The sequence below is a fragment of the Mumia quercus genome (assembly GCF_025506335.1).
Taxonomy (GTDB): domain Bacteria; phylum Actinomycetota; class Actinomycetes; order Propionibacteriales; family Nocardioidaceae; genus Mumia; species Mumia quercus.
In genome coordinates this window covers 189,820-206,862 of record NZ_JANZYO010000003.1, presented here as the reverse complement: position 1 = coordinate 206,862, position 17,043 = coordinate 189,820, and the positions used below count along the sequence as shown (strand labels likewise).

14 protein-coding genes are annotated in these 17,043 nt (G+C 74.4%); 3 read left to right on the top strand and 11 right to left on the bottom strand.

What is annotated here, in order from left to right; translation table 11 throughout:
- Window positions 1–22: 22 nt before the first annotated feature.
- From menD to NYZ95_RS07525, 4 genes are all read right to left on the bottom strand, one after another.
- Window positions 23–1,714, bottom strand: coding sequence for a 2-succinyl-5-enolpyruvyl-6-hydroxy-3-cyclohexene-1-carboxylic-acid synthase (gene menD / locus NYZ95_RS07540; RefSeq protein WP_262850303.1), 1,692 nt, complete (start codon window positions 1,712–1,714; stop codon window positions 23–25).
- Window positions 1,711–2,628, bottom strand: a complete 918-nt coding sequence (locus NYZ95_RS07535) for an o-succinylbenzoate synthase (RefSeq protein ID WP_262850942.1) — start codon at window positions 2,626–2,628, stop codon at window positions 1,711–1,713. The genes menD and NYZ95_RS07535 overlap by 4 nt, the downstream gene beginning before the upstream one ends.
- Before the next feature lie 63 nt (window positions 2,629–2,691).
- Complete coding sequence (locus tag NYZ95_RS07530) at window positions 2,692–4,056, bottom strand: DUF2252 domain-containing protein (protein WP_262850301.1); 1,365 nt, start codon at window positions 4,054–4,056, stop codon at window positions 2,692–2,694.
- A gap of 19 nt (window positions 4,057–4,075) precedes the next feature.
- On the bottom strand, window positions 4,076–5,128 hold the full coding sequence (locus tag NYZ95_RS07525) for an AMP-binding protein (RefSeq protein ID WP_262850300.1): 1,053 nt from the start codon (window positions 5,126–5,128) through the stop codon (window positions 4,076–4,078).
- Between the two features lie 45 nt (window positions 5,129–5,173).
- Here NYZ95_RS07525 and NYZ95_RS07520 point away from each other — a divergent pair, with 45 nt between their 5' ends.
- Window positions 5,174–6,046, top strand: a complete 873-nt coding sequence (locus NYZ95_RS07520) for a 1,4-dihydroxy-2-naphthoate polyprenyltransferase (RefSeq protein WP_262850298.1) — start codon at window positions 5,174–5,176, stop codon at window positions 6,044–6,046.
- A 9-nt stretch (window positions 6,047–6,055) separates the two neighbouring features.
- Here NYZ95_RS07520 and NYZ95_RS07515 read toward each other — a convergent pair whose 3' ends face one another.
- The 3 genes from NYZ95_RS07515 to NYZ95_RS07505 form a co-directional block, all read right to left on the bottom strand.
- Window positions 6,056–6,607, bottom strand: coding sequence for a hemerythrin domain-containing protein (locus NYZ95_RS07515; RefSeq protein WP_262850296.1), 552 nt, complete (start codon window positions 6,605–6,607; stop codon window positions 6,056–6,058).
- A 101-nt stretch (window positions 6,608–6,708) separates the two neighbouring features.
- The gene (locus NYZ95_RS07510; protein ID WP_262850294.1) at window positions 6,709–7,605 is read right to left on the bottom strand and encodes a diacylglycerol/lipid kinase family protein; all 897 of its coding nucleotides are present in this window, start codon (window positions 7,603–7,605) and stop codon (window positions 6,709–6,711) included.
- Window positions 7,602–9,203: an FAD-binding oxidoreductase gene (locus tag NYZ95_RS07505; RefSeq protein WP_262850292.1), complete on the bottom strand. Its 1,602-nt coding sequence runs from the start codon at window positions 9,201–9,203 to the stop codon at window positions 7,602–7,604. The genes NYZ95_RS07510 and NYZ95_RS07505 overlap by 4 nt, the downstream gene beginning before the upstream one ends.
- Window positions 9,204–9,262: 59 nt before the next feature.
- Here NYZ95_RS07505 and NYZ95_RS07500 point away from each other — a divergent pair, with 59 nt between their 5' ends.
- Together NYZ95_RS07500 and NYZ95_RS07495 are read left to right on the top strand one after the other, a co-directional pair.
- On the top strand, window positions 9,263–9,928 hold the full coding sequence (locus NYZ95_RS07500) for a TetR/AcrR family transcriptional regulator (protein WP_262850290.1): 666 nt from the start codon (window positions 9,263–9,265) through the stop codon (window positions 9,926–9,928).
- Complete coding sequence (locus NYZ95_RS07495; protein ID WP_262850288.1) at window positions 9,925–11,490, top strand: glycerol-3-phosphate dehydrogenase/oxidase; 1,566 nt, start codon at window positions 9,925–9,927, stop codon at window positions 11,488–11,490. The genes NYZ95_RS07500 and NYZ95_RS07495 overlap by 4 nt, the downstream gene beginning before the upstream one ends.
- A gap of 7 nt (window positions 11,491–11,497) precedes the next feature.
- On the opposite strand, the gene cds1 is transcribed toward NYZ95_RS07495, so the two are convergent.
- From cds1 to NYZ95_RS07475, 4 genes are all read right to left on the bottom strand, one after another.
- Entirely contained in the window at window positions 11,498–12,580 is a 1,083-nt protein-coding gene (gene cds1 / locus NYZ95_RS07490) for an L-cysteine desulfhydrase Cds1 (RefSeq protein WP_262850286.1), read from the bottom strand.
- A 4-nt stretch (window positions 12,581–12,584) separates the two neighbouring features.
- The gene (locus NYZ95_RS07485) at window positions 12,585–12,851 is read right to left on the bottom strand and encodes a DUF4229 domain-containing protein (protein ID WP_262850284.1); all 267 of its coding nucleotides are present in this window, start codon (window positions 12,849–12,851) and stop codon (window positions 12,585–12,587) included.
- A gap of 33 nt (window positions 12,852–12,884) precedes the next feature.
- Window positions 12,885–14,507, bottom strand: coding sequence for a serine/threonine-protein kinase (locus NYZ95_RS07480; RefSeq protein ID WP_262850283.1), 1,623 nt, complete (start codon window positions 14,505–14,507; stop codon window positions 12,885–12,887).
- Between the two features lie 106 nt (window positions 14,508–14,613).
- Window positions 14,614–17,043, bottom strand: a complete 2,430-nt coding sequence (locus NYZ95_RS07475; RefSeq protein ID WP_262850281.1) for an ABC transporter permease — start codon at window positions 17,041–17,043, stop codon at window positions 14,614–14,616.

Below are 17,043 nucleotides of genomic sequence, written 5' to 3'. Positions count from 1 at the left end.
TTCATGTTACATCGCCGATGTCTTAATGCAACCGTGCTGCGGCCCTGATCTTCTGATCGATCGCGCGACGGTCGCTGCGGTCGACGCGAGCCTCCACGACGCGCAGGCCGCCCGCGGCCGACAGCGCCGCCTCGAGCTCGTCCGGCGTCGTCGCGAGCCGGTGCTCCACGCCCATCGCCGCGCAGAGCCGGCCGAGGTCCACCCGCGTCGGCGTGGCGAAGACCCGCTCGAACGACGCCGCGTACGGCACGTCGCCCTGCTCCAAAGTCGAGAAGATGCTGCCGCCGTCGTCCGAGGCGACGACGAACGTGAGATCGGGCCTCGGCTCGCCCGGTCCGATCACGAGGCCGTTGCTGTCGTGGAGGAACGTGAGGTCGCCGAGGTACGCGAGGGCCTGGGAGCGGGGACGCGCCAGCGCGACACCGAGGGCCGTGGAGACGACGCCGTCGATGCCGGCGAGGCCCCGGTTGGACGTCGCCATGCGGCGCTCGCCGACCGGGTACGGCACCGCCATCACGTCGAGGTCTCGGACCGGGTTGGACGAGCCGACGACGAGCACGCCACGCGGTCCGACCGCCTCCGACACCGCCCGTGCGACCTGCCACGGGTTGAGCGCGTCGTCGCCGAGCACGATGTCCTCCACCGCCGTCAGCGTCGCGACGTCGGCGCGCTTCCACTCCTCGAACCACGCCGGATCGTCGCTGCCCTCGACCCGCACGGCCGGGTACGCGGCCGCGATCCGGTTGCCCGGGTCGGTGAAGGGAGGCGCCCCGACCCCGAGGACCTCGACGTCGTCGCGCGAGAGCAGGCGGGTGATCGGACGCGACAGCGTGGGGTGCCCGAAGACGACGACCCGCTCGATCCGGTCCGCCAGCTCGGGCAGCCCGAGCAGCAGCCGATACGTCGCGAGCGGCTGGGTCCCGTTGCGCGCGCCCGAGGTCGGCTCCGCGAACAGCGGCCATCCGGCCTCCTCGGCCAGCAGCCGCGCGGCCGGTCCGGCGTCGTCTCCCGCGACGACCACCGTCCGCGGACCGAGCGGCAGCGTCGAGGCAGGCTCGGGCGTGACCGGGCCCGGACGCCGCCACGGGGCCCCACCGGGCCGACCCGCGAGCGCGTCCGGGAGCCCGCCCTCGACGTCGTCGAGGCCGGGCACGAGCGGCTCGCGGAACGCCACGTTGAGATGCACCGGCCCGCCCTGCGGCCTCGCCATCGGGCCCTCGCCCGTACGCCCGACCGCCGCCGCGACGACCCGCGCGACGGCAGCGCGCCAGGCGGCGCCGCTCGCCGGGACCACGTCCGGCGCCGCGAGCTCCACGTACGCCCGCACGGCGTCGCCGTACAGCTTCACCTGGTCCGTGGTCTGGTTCGCCTCGGTCCCGCGCAGCTCGGCGGGACGGTCGGCGGTGATCGCGATCAGCGGCACCCGCGCGTGGCTCGCCTCGAGGACGGCCGGGTGGAGATTGGCGGCGGCGGTGCCGGAGGTGGTGACGACGGCGACCGGTCGGTGCGAGCCCTTCGCGAGGCCGAGCGCGAGGAACCCGGCGCTGCGCTCGTCGATGCGGACGTGCAGCCGCAGGTCACCGCGCGCGTCGGCGGCGTGCAGCGCGAGCGCGAGCGCGGCCGAGCGCGACCCCGGCGAGAGCACGACGTCGCGCACCCCGCTGCGGGCGAGCTCGTCGACGAGCACGCGCCCGAGTGCGGTCGAGGGATTCACGACACCACCGCCCGTACGTCCGAGAGTCGCGACGCCCATCGTACGGAGAGGTCCGGTGGTGGCTCCTCGGCGAGGAATGCCGCCGACGGCTCGGGACGCCCCACGGGCAGCACCCCGTCGCGCGGCACGAGCGGCTCGGCCACGACGTCGCGCTCCAGCAAGGTGACGGTGCCGAGCCCGCACGCGTACGGCAGCTCCGGCAGTGCCGCCGCCAGCGCGACTCCCGCCGCGATGCCGATCGACGACTCCAGCGCGCTCGACACGACGACCGGCAGCCCGATCCGCTCGGCGATCTCCAGGCACGCCGTCACCCCGCCGAGCGGCTGCACCTTGAGCACCGCGATGTCGGCGGCGTCCAGCTGGGCCACGCGGTACGGGTCCTCGGCGCGCCGGATCGACTCGTCCGCGGCGACCGGGACCGTGGTGGCGCGGCGGACCTCGGCGAGCTCCTCCACGGTCCGGCACGGCTGCTCGACGTACTCCAGACCGCCCGCCGCACGGTCGAGCACCCCGAGCGCGGTGATGGCCTCCGCCACCGACCACGCGCCGTTGGCGTCGACCCGCACCTTGCCGCCGGGGCCGAGCGCGTCCCGCACGGCAGCGACCCTCGCCTCGTCGTCAGCGAGGCTCTGACCGGGCTCGGCGACCTTCACCTTGGCCGTCCGGCACCCGTGCCCGGCGGTCACGATCCGCGTCGCGGCCTCCGGCCCCACCGCCGGGACGGTGCAGTTGACCGGCACCACGTCTCGTACGGGCGTGGGCCACACCGTGGACGCGCCGGCCAGCGCCGCGTCGTACCAGGGGCGGGACTCGGGCGCGTCGTAGTCCCAGAACGGGCTGAACTCCGCCCACCCCGCCGGACCCTGCAGCAGCAGGCCCTCGCGCACGGTGATGCCCCGGAAGCGGGTCCTCATCGGGGTCGTGTACGGGATCCAGGTCAGGTCGGGGTCGCTCACGCCCGCCACGGTATTCCTGCCTCAGACGCCCCGCTCGGCCGGGATCCGACCGGCCGCGGCCGCTGCCGCGAGCGCGGCGTGGTCGCGCTCGACCTGGTCGGCGTACGCCACCGCCCAGTCCGCGATCGCGACGTCGAAGGAGTCCGAACGGCCGAGGTAGCCCGCGACGAACGCCGCGCTCGGGCTCTGCGCGTGGCCGCGGGCCAGCTGGGTGGCGCACAGACGTCCGTAGTTGACCAGCTGGGTCTGCGTCAGCGCCGCCACGTCGACCGAGCCCTTCATGTCCCGCAGCTGCCGGACGTAGAACGACCGCCGTGGACCAGTGAACCAGCCGAGGAACGGGTCGGAGACCGCCTGCAGGATGCGCTGGGCACCGACGACGCGAGCCCCCTCCCCCGCACCGGACGGGAGATGCGTCCCCGGAGGAGGCACCGCCGGGACGCCCCCGTACGAGGAGAGCACCGACTCCGACGCCTCCTTGATCTGCAGGAACAAGGGAGGCCCACCGGGGCCCTCGAGCAGCGCCACGTACGCCTGCGTGCCGACGCTGCCGACCCCGACCACCCGCATCGCGACGTCGGCGAGGACGAACTGTCCGAGGAGCAGCGCGACGTCCGAGCGCAGGACGCTCGCGTAGTCGGCCAGGACCTGCTCGGCGAGCGCGGCAGCCTCGCGGGGCGGGTGCCGGACCAGCGGAGGGTCGTCGACGATCCGGAGGCGTCCGCTCTCGTCGGTGGTCGTGAGGCGGTGGAGCACCTGCTCCGAGGTCCGGCGTCGCGCCTTCTTGAGGGTCTTGCGGAGCAGGCCCCGGCCGTGGTCGGCCACGTGCTCCTCGAGCCACGTCTCGTCGACGGAGGCGTAGTAGCGCTCGAGCGCCGACCGCGTGAAGAGCTCGGCCAGGCGCGTGCGGTACTCCGCCGCCACCGCCGTCGCCGCCTCCCTCGTGAGCGCGTCGTCGAAGCCCTGGTCGCGCCCGGCGACCACGAGGCTCGCAGCGAGACGCTTGACGTCCCACTCCCAGGGGGCGTTGCTTGCCTCGTCGAAGTCGTTCAGGTCGAACACGAGCCGGCGCTCGGGCGACGCGTAGAGCCCGAAGTTGGCCAGGTGCGCGTCGCCGCACGCGACGACCTGCACACCGGTCGACGGCCCCGCGGCCAGGTCTGCGGCCATGAGGGCCGCGCTGCCGCGGTAGAAGGCGAACGGCGACTCCAGCATCCGGCCCCACCGCACCGGGACGAGGTCGGGGATCCGGGTGGCGTTCTGGGAGTCGAGCAGCGCGACGGGGTCGCGGTCGAATGTCGCGATCAGGCCGTGGGCGCGCCGCGGCACCGACTTCCTCGCGGCACGCCCCGCCTCCTGCTGCTCGCTGACCAGCCGTCGGACCATCCGGCCAGGCTAGGCGCGTTCACCCACGAGCGGCGAGGGCTTGCACCGCCTGGCGGTCGACCTTCCCGTGGTCCAGCAGCGGGAGGGCGTCGACCAAGACCGCGCGTCGCGGGGCCCACGTCCGCGGCAACCCTGCCGCCTCCACGCCGTCGCGCAGCGCGGCGAGCGGGACGTCGCCTGCCACGACCGCGACGACCGCCTGCCCCCACTCGGGGTCGGGGACGCCGACGGCCACGGCGTCGACGACCCCGTCGACACGGCGCAGTGCCTCTGAGACGCGAGGGAGCGCCACGTTGACGCCACCCGAGATCACGACGTCGTCGGTGCGCCCGAGGATCCGGAGGCGTCCGTCGGCGTCGAGCTCGCCGAGGTCGGAGGTCCGCAACCAGCCGTCGTGCAGCACCTCGGCGGTGGCCTCCGGGTCGCCGTCGTACCCGTCGAACAGCACGGGCCCCGCGAGCCACACCCGACGGTCGACGTCGATCCGCAGCGCCACGCCGTCGAGCGGGACACCGTCGTAGACGCAGCCGCCGGCCGTCTCGCTCATCCCGTACGTACGCACGACCCGGACGCCGGCGTCCTCGGCACGGGCGCGAAGCACAGGGTCGAGCGCGGCACCCCCGACGAGCAGGGCGTCCAGCGAAGCGAGCGTGCCGAGGTGCCCGGACTCCGCGAACCGGTGCAGCTGGGTCGGGACGAGCGAGGCGTACCTGCGCGGGCCGTCCATCGCCTCGATCGCCTCCGCCATGCTCGGGTGCTCCCCTGACACCACCGGGCTCGTCCCGGCGAGGAGCGAACGCGCGATCACCTGCACGCCCGCGACGTACTGGGCGGGGAGGTCGAGCAGCCACTGGCCCGGGCCCCCGAGCCGTGCATGGGTCGCGTGCGCGGACGCCGCGACGGCACGCCGCGACAGCAGCACGTCCTTGGGGCGCCCGGTGGACCCCGACGTCCGGATGATCAACGGCTCCGGCTCGGGCTCGGCCGCGAGCCACCCGCGCAGGGCCGCCTCGACCTGTCGAGGGCCTCCGCTCACCGGGCGCAGGGTGCCGCCGACCTCGTCGTTCTCCACACCCCCCACGCTATCGCCGAGCCCGAAGTGCGAAGATGGACAGTCGTGGCAACAGCATCGCAGTGGATCGCAGGCGCCCGGCCCCGTACGCTCCCGGCCGCGGTCGCCCCCGTCGTGGCCGGCACCGGAGCCGCGCTCTTCGCCGACGGCGCCGTCTGGTGGAAGGCCGTCGTCTGCCTCCTCCTCTCGCTCGCGCTGCAGGTCGGCGTGAACTACGCGAACGACTACTCCGACGGCGTCAAGGGCACCGACGACGACCGTGTCGGCCCGATGCGCCTGGTCGGCTCGGGTGCCGCCAGCGCGGGCGCGGTCAAGCGCGCGGCGTTCGCGTGCTTCGGCGGCGGCGCTGCCCTCGGGCTGGTGCTCGCCGCGACCTCGGGCTGGTGGCTGCTCCTCGTCGGCGTGGCCGCGATCGCCGCCGCGTGGTTCTACACCGGCGGCTCGCGCCCGTACGGCTACCGCGCGCTCGGCGAGGTCAGCGTGTTCCTCTTCTTCGGCCTGGTCGCGGTCCTCGGGACCACGTACGTGCAGGTCGGCGCGTTCACGTGGCCGAGCCTCGCGGCATCGATCGGCATCGGCGCCCTCGCCTGCGCGATCCTCGTCGCCAACAACCTGCGCGACATCCCCACCGACACCGTCAGCGGCAAGCGCACGCTCGCCGTGGTGCTGGGCGACCGCGGCGCACGCGTCTTCTTCGTCGTGCTGCTGCTCGTCGCGCTGGTCACCGTGTGGTGGCTCGCCTCGTACACGCCCGCCGCGTTGTTCGGGCTGCTCGCGTTCCCGTGGGCGCTGCGGGCGGCGACGCCGGTGGCACGCGGGGAGCGCGGGCTGGGTCTGCTCCCCACGCTGCGCGACACCGGCATCGCCGAGCTCGTCTACGCCGTCGGGATCGCGGTCGGTCTGGCGCTGGGCGCCTGACCGTACGGGTCACTCCTCGTCGTCGAGGAGCCCCTTGCGCTTGTCGCGCTCGACGATCGCCCGGACGTTCTCGAGGCGCCCGCAGTCGGCGTCGACCTGAGCGTTGCGCTCCCGGGCGAACGCCTCGCCGAGCGCGTGCCGGGTCCGCTCCGCGACACCCTCGCGCGCCGGGTTGAGGATCGTCAGCTCCTCCTCGGTCAGGTGGTGGTTGACCACCCGCGCGAGCTCCTCGACGGCGTCGTCGAAGGCCTGCGTGTCGGTCCCCTTCAGCTCGAGGACGGCCAGCAGGGCCTGGTTGCCCTCCGCGTGCTCCTCCTCGCCGTGCTCCTCCTCGTGCGCGTCGATGGCGTCGCGGCGGCGAAGGGTCGGGTAGACCTCCTTCTCCTCCGCCTCCGCGTGCGCGACGTGCAGGGCCGCGAAGGCCCACCGCACGGCGTCTCGGTCGGCGCTGGCGTCGCGCAGCTGGCGCAGGAGGTCCTCGAAGCGCCGGTGGTCGTCGAGGATGAGGTCGATGACGTCGCCCGAGACGGGACGACCGAGGTCGATCGCGGAAGTCGGCATGCCGCCAACGTACGCGATCGGCGGTCACGCGGGACGGTCGCGCGGTGTCCCCTGGAACGTGGTGCGGACGGGACGGCACCCGCCTCATCACGAGGGAGACGCTAGTCGGGGACGACCACTCGCAGCGCACCCGCACGCAGCCGTACGGTCACGGGGAGGGTGCCGATCTCGTCACCGTCCATGCACAGCGGGACGGGCGCGTCCGCGCTGATGGTGACCGTCGTCGTCCGGTGGACGTCGACGGCGGCGCGCTCGACGTGCCGGCCGGTCTTCGCCTCGGCCATGTACGCGGCCATGTTGCGCCGCCCGAGGCCGTCGGCCCGCGCGACCATGACGTCGATCAGGCCGTCGTCCACCTCGGCCGACGGCACGATCTTGAGCCCGTGGCCGTACCAGCCCGAGTTGGCGGCGATCACGCTGTGCGCGCGCACCGTACGCTCGCCGTCGTCGCTGGTGAGGGTGAACGTGGGCGGGCGCCACGTGACCATCGCGAGCGGGCCGCCCGCGCGGTAGGCGAGGATCGCGGGCACCCGGCGGAGGCGGTTGATGATCCGCGTCGCGCGCGAGTCCACGCCGACGTAGAGGTTGCCCGGCACGATGACGCCGTCCGCGTCCATCACGTCGATCGCGCGGACGCGGCCTGCGAGGAGCACGGCGGCGAGCGTCTCCGCGTCGTCGGGGAGTCCGAGCTTGTGCGCGAAGTCGTTGCCGCGTCCGCCCGGCACGATCCCCATCGTCCCGCCACCGGCGACGACGCCACCGGCCACGTCGCGCACCATGCCGTCGCCGCCCACGGCGACCGCGACCCGGCCGTCGCGAGCGACGGACTCAGAGATCTCGGCCGCGTGCGCGGCGCTGTCGGTCACCACGGTCGCGACGTCGGCTCCCCCGTCCTTCAGCAGCGCGGCCACCGGGTCCCAGCGGCTCTGCGCAGCACGGCTCCCGGAGATCGGGTTGACCAGCGCGGTGAACGCGCCTCCCGCACCCGCGGCGCTCATCGCGTCACCAGCACGCCGGGGTTGAGGATCCCGGCCGGGTCGAGGGTGGACTTCACAGCGCGCAGCACCTCGGTGCCCAGCGGGCCGATCTCCTCGGCGTACGTCTCGCGGTGGTCGCGACCGACGCCGTGGTGGTGGCTGATCGCGGCACCCGAGGCACGGATCGCGGCGTTCGCGGCCGCCTTGGCGCTCTCCCACTGCGCAAGCGCCTCCGGACGCTGCGGGCAGGCCACCGTGAAGTAGAGCGAGGCACCGGTCTCGTACACGTGCGAGATGTGGCACATGACCAGCGACGGCAGCTCGTAAGCCAGCAGCGCCGCTTGCACCGCCTCGGTGACGGCCTGCTTGAGGGGACCGACGTTCGACCAGAACGTGGCGGTCTCCAAGGTCTCGACGAAGGCGCCGGCGTCGAGCAGGGGGTCGCGCAGGTACGGCCCGTGGAACCGGCCGACGCGCCACTTCTCCCCCGCCTCCTCACCCAAGGCGACGCCGCCGCACTCCTCGAGCACCGCGCTCGCGGCCGCCCGGCGCGCCTCCACCTCGGTCGGCTCCCCCTCGTACCCCGTGATCGCGAGGCACCCGGCGGAGCCGCTGCCCGCGGACGCCGGGTCGGCGAGGTTGAGCGCCGTCTCGACCTCGTCGGACAGGCGCAGCACGGTCGGGAGCGGCCCGTCCTGCGCGAGACGGCGCACAGCTTGCGCCCCGTCGTCGAACGACGCGAAGCGCCACCCCTCGAAGACGCGGACGCTCGGCACCGGCCGCACCCGGACGGTCACCGACGTGATCACGCCGAAGATCCCCTCCGACCCGAGCAGCAGCTGGCGCAGGTCGGGCCCGGTCGCCGACCTCGGGGCGGTGCCCAGCGTGAGCGTGCCGCGCGGCGTCGCCACGACCAGGCCCACGACCATGTCGTCGAAGCGCCCGTACCCCGCCGAGGACTGCCCCGCCGAGCGCGCCGCCGCGTACCCGCCGATCGACGCCCCCTCGTACGACTGCGGGAAGTGTCCGAGCGTGAAGCCGTCGGCCTGCAGCAGCTCCTCCGCGCGCGGGCCGCGCGTGCCGGCCCGCAGGGTCGCCGTCCGGGAGACCGGGTCGAGCGCAGCCAGCCCGTCCAGGCGCTGCAGGTCCAGCGCGACCACACCGTCGAACCCCTCACGCTCGGGCGCGAGCCCTCCCACGACCGACGTGCCTCCCGAGTACGGCACGACTGCCACGCGGGCGTCGCTGCAGACCCGCAGGACCTCGACGACCTCGTCGTGGTCGCCGGGGCGCAGCACGAGGTCGGGGGCGTCGGACGCGTCGCCCGCGCGCATCTTGAGGATGTCGGGCGTCGACCAGCCGCGGGTGTGCCGGAGGCGGTCGATCGCGTCCTCGCTGACGTACGCGGCACCGACCACGCCGGCGAGCGCCTCGCGGGTCTCCTGCGGCACCGCCGAGCCCGGAAGGACGACGTCCTCGGGCGCGACCGGGGTGGCGACCGGGTGGATGCCGAGGCCGTCCAACGTGGCCTGGAGGCTGTCGGGGAGCGTGACGGCGTGGGCCGGATTCCCCCAGCGGTCCGGGGCGAAGTCCACGACGGGTGGGTTCAGCTCCGACATTCGACGTGCTCCGATCTCGACGAGGTCCGCGCAAGCGGCGGTGCTAAGTTGAACACATCATGCCAGAACGTTTAAATGCGCGATCCGATCTTGAACGGGTCCGCGCCCAGCCCACGGCATCGGGCAAGGCCATCCCCGAGGACCGCATCCTCGACGCCGCCGCCGACGCCGTGCTCGAGGTCGGTCCGGACCGCCTCACGATGGCCGACCTCGCCGTCCGCGCGGGCGTCGCACGCGGCACCCTCTACCGCCGCTGGGAGAACGTCCGCGCTGTCGTCGCCGCGCTGCTGACCCGGGAGTGGGCGCGCGTCGTCGCCGAGTCCGTGCCGCAGGACCTGCCCACCGCCCGCGAGCGCCTGGTCGCCGGCGCCGTCACGACGATCACGACGATCCGCGCCCACCCGATCCACCGCGCGATCGTCGAGTCCGACCCCGACCTCCTCGTCCCGTACGTCTTCCAGCGCCTCGGTCGCGCACCTGCCCACATGCTCAGCACGCTCGAAGAGGGGCTGCGCGCCGGCCACGCCGACGGGTCCGTCGAACGGATCGACCCGCTCCTGCAGGCCCGTACGGTCCTGCTGCTGGCGTGGTCGTTCGTCGTCACCGCACCTGCGGTGGTCGGGTCGAGCACCGGCGCAGGCCCTGAGCTGGACGCCCTCGACGCCCAGCTCGCCCTCGCGCTCGACCAGTACCTCTCCCCCGGCCCCGAAGGGCCTCGCGCATGACGCCCCGCCCGACGAGCACCCTCGACCGCCGGCGCCGCGCCCGCGACCTCGCGCACCTGAGCGACCTCGCGGCACGGCGCGAGCCGGTCGACCTCCTCGTGGTCGGCGGTGGCGTCACGGGAGCGGGCGTCGCCCTCGACGCGGCCGCACGCGGTCTGTCGGTCGTCCTGGTCGAGAAGCACGACCTCGCCTTCGGCACGAGCCGCTGGAGCTCCAAGCTCGTGCACGGCGGGCTGCGCTACCTGGGGACCGGAGACGTGGGCGTGGCGTACGAGAGCGCCGTCGAGCGCGGCATCCTCCTCGCCCGCACCGCGCCCCACCTGGTCCGTCCGCAGCCGCACGTCTTCCCGCTGCTCGACTCCGTCGACGCGGTGGCGGCCGCGATGGTGCGCGCGGGGTACGTGGCCGGTGACGTCCTGCGCCGCGCCGCCGGCACCCCGGCCGCGGTGCTGCCGCGCTCGCGCCGCCTGTCCGGGGTCGAGGTCCAGCGGTACGCCCCGACCGTCCGCGCCGACGGGCTCCGCGGCGGCTACGCGTTCTGGGACGGGCAGCTCGCCGACGACGCCCGCCTGGTCGTCGGGATCGCCCGTACGGCCGCCGCGCTCGGCGCTCGCGTCCTCACGCGGACCGCTGCCGTGGAGGTCTCCGGGAGCGGCGCGGTGCTGCGTGACGAGCTCACCGGCGAGACGCTCGCCCTCGACGCGCGGACCGTCGTCAACGCCACCGGCGTCTGGGCCGGCACGCTCACCGAGGGGATCGCGATGCGCCCGAGCCGCGGAACGCACCTCGTCCTCCGTGCCGAGACCTTCGGCGGCCTCTCCTGCGCGCTCACGGTGCCCGTCCCGGGCCACCGCACACGGTTCTTGCTCGCGCTGCCGACCGACGACGGCCGTGTCTACGTCGGCCTCACCGACGAGGAGGTCGAGGGCGACGTCCCCGACGTCCCGACCGCGAGCGAGGCCGAGGTCGACTTCCTCCTCGACACGATGTCGCGCGCGCTGCGACGGCCGCTCAGCCGTACCGACGTCGTCGGGACCTTCTCAGGCCTCCGTCCGCTGCTCGACGCCGGGGACGACCAGACCTCCGACCTGTCCCGCAAGCACGTCGTCCTCACCGCCGACGACGGGCTGGTCAGCGTGGTGGGCGGCAAGCTCACGACGTACCGGCGGATGGCGCAGGACGCCGTCGACGCCGCCCTCGCCACACGGGGGTGGACGACCTCGGGCCGCGAGGCAGGCCCGTGCCGCACGGCAGGCCTGCCGCTGGTCGGAGCCGCCGACCGAACGACGCTGGCGGGCCTGGACGCACCCCGCCGGCTCGTCGCCCGGTACGGGACGGAAGCGCTCACGCTCGTGGCCGAGAGCGGCGGCGACCCCGCAGCGCTGGCGCCGATCGCCCCGCACCTCCCGGTGACGCCGGCCGAGCTCGCCTTCGGCGTACGCCACGAGGGAGCCCTCGACGTCGACGACCTGCTGGAGCGGCGTACCCGGGTGGCGCTCGTGGACGCCGACCGCGCGCTCGCGCTCGCGTTCGCCGAGGAGGCGCTGGCCCTCGCCGAGTGAGCGGGAGTCAGCCCTCGAAGACGCCGGTCTCCTCGTACGCCGCGAGCGTGGCCTCGTACGGAGCGATGTCGAGGCCGTGGAGCTCGAGCCATTCGTCGTCGTAGTACGTCGAGGCGTAGCGGTCCCCGGAGTCGCAGAGCATCGTGACCACGCTCCCGCTCTCGCCGTGGCGGCGCATCCGCTCGATGACGGTGAGCGCGCCCCAGAGGTTCGTGCCGGTGGAGGCGCCCACGCTGCGCCCGAGCCTGCGGGTGCACCAGCGCATCGCCGCGACCGAGGCGGCGTCGGGGACGCGCAGCATGTCGTCGATGACGCCGCCGACGAAGGACGGCTCGATCCGCGGACGGCCGATGCCCTCGATGCGCGACGGTGTCCCCGTCGTGTAGTCGGAGGTGTCGAGGTCCCAGCCGTCGAGGAACGCCGAGTTCTCCGGGTCGGCGACCATCACCTGGGTCGCGTGCCGCTGGTAGCGGACGTAGCGGCCGATCGTCGCCGACGTGCCACCCGTCCCGGCGCTGACGACGATCCACCGCGGGACGGGATGACGTTCCTGCGCCATCTGGGCGAACACCGACTCCGCGATGTTGTTGTTGCCCCGCCAGTCGGTCGCCCGCTCGGCGAAGGTGAACTGGTCCATGTAGTGCCCGCCGCACTCGGCGGCCAGGCGCGCGGCCTCGGCGTACATGTCCGGTGGGCGGTCGACGAAGTGGCAGCGGCCGCCGTACCACTCGATCAGCTCGATCTTGGCCGCGCTGGTGCTGCGCGGCATCACGGCGACGAAGGGGACGCCGATGAGGCGGGCGAAGTACGCCTCGCTCACCGCGGTCGAGCCGCTGGACGCCTCCACGATCGTCGTGTCGGGTCCGACCCAGCCGTTGCACAGGGCGTAGAGGAACAGCGAACGGGCGAGGCGGTGCTTGAGGGAGCCCGTGGGGTGCACGGACTCGTCCTTCAGGTAGAGCTCGACGCCCGGCGGTCCGGGAAGGGGAAAGACGTGCAGGTGGGTGTCGGCGCTGCGGTTGGCGTCTGCGTCGACCCGGCGTACGGCCTCGTCGACCCATGCCCGGCGGGCGGGCGACGACCGGGGCACGGGATCAGTCCACGTCTTCGGCGCTGCGTGCCGCCTCGAACCGCTCGTGCATCTTGTCGGAGCGGGCCTTCAGCGAGAGGGCGACCTCGTCGCGCATGCCGCGCAGGAAGATCAGCGCCGCGATCGCCGAGATGACGAGGGAGATCAGCGCCACCCACAGCCCTGTCACGGCGTTCCATTCGAGCCAGATCGTGGACAGGCCACCGATGACGACGAAGGCCACGACGAAGAAGCCGAGCCGGGCGAGGGTGTAACGGACGAACGCACTCACCCTTCGAGGGTACCTGCGCGGCGTTGCCGCACGTCAGCCGGTATGCAGAGGAGTTGCCTCGGTCCTCGGGCTGGGCAGCGCGTCGTTGTCCTCGGTCGGCGTCGGCGGCTGCGGGGACGGCGAGGGAGTGGTGGGCGCCGGGGTCGTCGGCGCCGGGGTCGTCGGCGCCTCGGTCGTCGGCGCCGGTGTCGTCTGCGTCGGGGTCGTCTGCGGCGGCGTGGTCCGGGTCGGGGTCGGCGTCGTGCGCGTCGGCGTCGGCGACTCGGTCGTCGGCTGGGTCCGGGTAGCCGTCTGCGTGGGCTCCGTGGGCGTCTGGTCCGTAGGCGTCCGCGTCGTCGTGGGCGTCGTGGGCGTCGGCGTCGTCGGCTGCTCGGGGTCACCGTCGCCGGAGGCCAGGGCCCACCATGCGATGCCCGCCGCGGCGAGCACCGCCACGGCCGCCAGGATCCACGGGAGACGTCGCGACCACGCCCCGTCCTTCTCACCGGAGCCCGGGGGCTCGGTGGGCGGGGGCTCCTCCGCCGACGCAGGGGCCGGCTCCTCGACCGGCACGGCAGCGTCGGGATCCTCGACCGTGGGCACCGGCGCGGTCTCCTCGACCGGCGCCTGGTCGGACGCCGTGTCCTCGAGCGCCTTCGCGGAGGCCGCACCGGCGAGGACTGCCGTCGCACCCGCGACCGTCGGCGCCTGCTCGGCCGGATCCTGCTCGGCCGACGCCTGCTCGGTCGGGTCGTCCTCGACCGGCGCCCCTCCGATCACGGTGTCCTCACCCGTCGGGTCGCCCACGACGACACCCGCCGCCGCGAGGGCGGCCGCGACGTCACCGCCGTTCGCCACCGCACGCAGCGCCGACGCGGCCCCGCGCGCGTCCGGCCGGTCGTCCGGGTCACGACGCGTCATCGCGCCGAGCGCCAGCGCCCACGCCGCACCCAGCTCGGCAGGGATGCGGGGAGGACGGTGGAGGCGGGCCGAGAGCGTCTCCACCCGCGACCCGGGGAACGCCTCCTCACCTGTCAGCGCCTCCAGCAGCACCAGCCCGAGGGCGTACACGTCGGCGCGAGGCCCGACCTCGTCGAGCACCGCCTGCTCGGGGCTGAGGTAGCGCGCGGTCCCGACGAGGAGGTCGGGAGAGGTCAGCCGGGTCCCCTCGAGGTAGCGGGAGACCCCGAAGTCGGTGAGCTTGACCAGGTACGACCCGTTGGTCTGCTCCACGAGCATGACGTTCGACGGCTTGACGTCGCGGTGGATCACCCCGGCGTCGTGGATGGCGCCGAGCGCGTCGCCCAGCTGGGCCCCGATGTCGGCGACCACCTCGGACGCGAGCGGGCCGCCGAGCAGGGCCCTGCTCAGGGTCTGCCCGGCGACGAACTCCATCACGAGGTACGGGTGGTCGCCCTCGGGCTGGACGTCGAAGACGGTGACGATGCCGGGGTGCGAGACGCCGGCGCCGATCCGCGCCTCCATCTCGTGGCGGCGCAGCGCGTCCTCCGCCTCGACACCGGCCTCGGCACGCATCATCTTGACCGCGACGACACGGCCGAGCAGCTCGTCCCGGGCACGGTAGACGTCGGCCATGCCACCCCGGCCCACCAGCGCCAACAGGCGGTATCGCCCGTCGACGAGCTCACCGACCCGGTCGTTCGCCGGCTCCGACATCGACGACGGCCCCACCTTTCGCGTCCTGGCTCGCCGTGCCCTCCGACAGGCGACTGTCGTCTCCATTGTGGGGGGTGGGCGAGCCAGGCCGAAACCAACGAGCCGCTCAGAGCGTGGCGATTCCTTCCGCCGGGGCGACGCGGGTGGACCTGCGGGCCGGCAGGACCGACGCCGCGAGCCCGGTCAGGGTCGCTGCGGTGAGCACGATCGCGACCTGCCCCCACGGGACCGACAGCCCGGCGTCCTCGATGAGACCAGCGGTCGCTGCGCGTACGCCCAGCCACCCGTACGCGGTGCCGAGCGCGGTGCCGAGGACGGCACCCACGCCGGCCATCAGCAGCGCCTCGGCACCGAGCGTGGCGCGCAGCCCGCGCCGGCTCAGCCCGAGAGCACGAAGCAGCGCGTTCTCGCGGGTCCGCTCGAGCACCGACAGGCTCAGCGCGCCCGCCATGCCGACCGCGGCGATGAGCACCGCCACGGCCAGCAGGCCGACCGTGACCGCGAGCAGCACGTCGAGCTGGAGCGCGACCCAACCGCGCTGGCTCAGGCCACCGACGACCTGCCCGTCGGCCGGAGCCAGCGTCGCCACGTCGGCCATCACCTGCTCGGCCGGGGCGCCGTCGGCACCGCGGGCCCAGACCGCGCGAGGCTCGCCCGAGACGCCGAGCCCCCCGAGCGTTCCCGGGGCCACCAGCACGACCTCGCCCACCGAACCGCCGCCGCGCGGCCGCATCGTCACGACGTCGCCGCTGCCGCGGACCGCCGCCGTCTCGCCGTACGAGAGGTCGCGCGCGCTCGAGAGCTCCACCCCGATGACGATCTCACCCGGCGCCGGTACGGCGTGGTCCCCGCGCAGCACCGCTGCCGCTGCGTCGTCGACCTCCAGGGCCAGCATCGTGTGGCCGTCCATCGTGATCGGCGCTCCCGTCACGACCGCGACCGCCTCCACGCCGTCCAGCGCGGCGACGTCGCGGTCGATGCCGGCCGGCAGCGGGTTCTCCGAGGCGACGAGGCCGACGTCGAGCGCGTACGACTCGTCCAGGTCGCGGTCGACGGTGGTCCGCAACGACGCGGAGCCGACGACGACCGTCGTGATGAGCGTGACGCCGACGAGCAGCGCAGTGGACGACGACGCCGTACGACGCGAGTTGCGGACCACGTTCCCTGCGGCCAACCGGCCCGCGACCCCCGTCCTCCCGACGAGAGGCCCGACGGCCCGCAGCACGGCCGGGATCACCAACGGTGCCAGCACGACGACACCGAGGAAGGACAGCATCCCGCCTCCGAGGCCGAGGACCAGCCGGTCCCCCGTCCCGACCGCCAGCCCTGCGGCGCCCGCCGCGACGAGGAGGACGCCCGCAGCCGCCCGTACCCGACCTGCGCGTCCGTCGAGCCCGGTCGTCTCGTGCGGCCGCAGCGCCTCCAGCGGAGCGAGCCGCGCGACCCGGCGGGCCGGGAGCACCGTGGCGCCGACGACGACCAGCACCCCCAGCGCGAACGGGACCGCCATCCCGACCGGCGTCACCGACGCCGCCCCGAGACTGAGATCGCTCGCCCACGCCTTCAGGGCGGCGACCGCCGCCAGGCCGAGTCCCCAGCCGACGACCAGGCCGGCGGCCGACGCCACCACCCCCAGCACCAGCGACTCGGCCCGCAACGCCCTGACGACCTGCGTACGCGTCGCGCCGACGCAGCGCAGCAGCGCCAGCTCCTGCCGCCGCTGGGCGAGCACGATCGTGAGCGTGTTGGCGATGACCAGCGCGCCGACGAACGCGGCGACGGCGGCGAACACGAGGACGAGACGCTGGAGGATGTCGATGTCGCGCGTGGCGCTCCTGATCTGCTCGTCCACCCACGCGTCGCGCGTCATGACGGTATGACCCTCGACCGCGGCGGAGTCGGCCAGCGCGGCGACGACGTCCTCGCCCCCGGTCGTGCGGACGGCCACGTCCACGGCGGACGTGAGGTCACCCAGCGCCGTCACCGTCTGCTCGTCGACGTACACCGACGCGCCGAGCGCGCCGCCCGCGCTCTCTACCAGGCCGGTGACGACGACCTCCGGCGACGTGCGGTCGCCCTCGATCCTCAGCACGTCGCCCACTGCGACCCCGTACCGCTCGGCCGTCGAGCGGGAGACCAGCGCCTCCCGCCGGCCGTCGGCCGGCCGGCCCTCGACGACCTCCTGCCACCGCAGCCCTTCGTCTGCGGCGACAGTGCCCACGCTCATCAGGTGGCGCGCCGGACCGACACCGACGTAGAGGAACGTCCGACGGTTGGCGACCGCCGCCTCCACCCCGTCGACCCGGGAGACCTGCTCCGCGACCTGCACCGCCGCCGCCGGGCCCGCGTCGCGCATGTCGACCGCCGCGTCCGCACCGGCGTACTGGGTGACGATCTCCGCCCGTGCCCCGTCGCGGGCCGCACCGCTGAGGGCGTTGACCGCGACCATGAACGCCACGGCCATGACGATCGCGACCCCCGCCGCCACGTACCGCCGGGCGTGGCCGCGCAGGGAGCCCCACAGGACCGTCCGCAC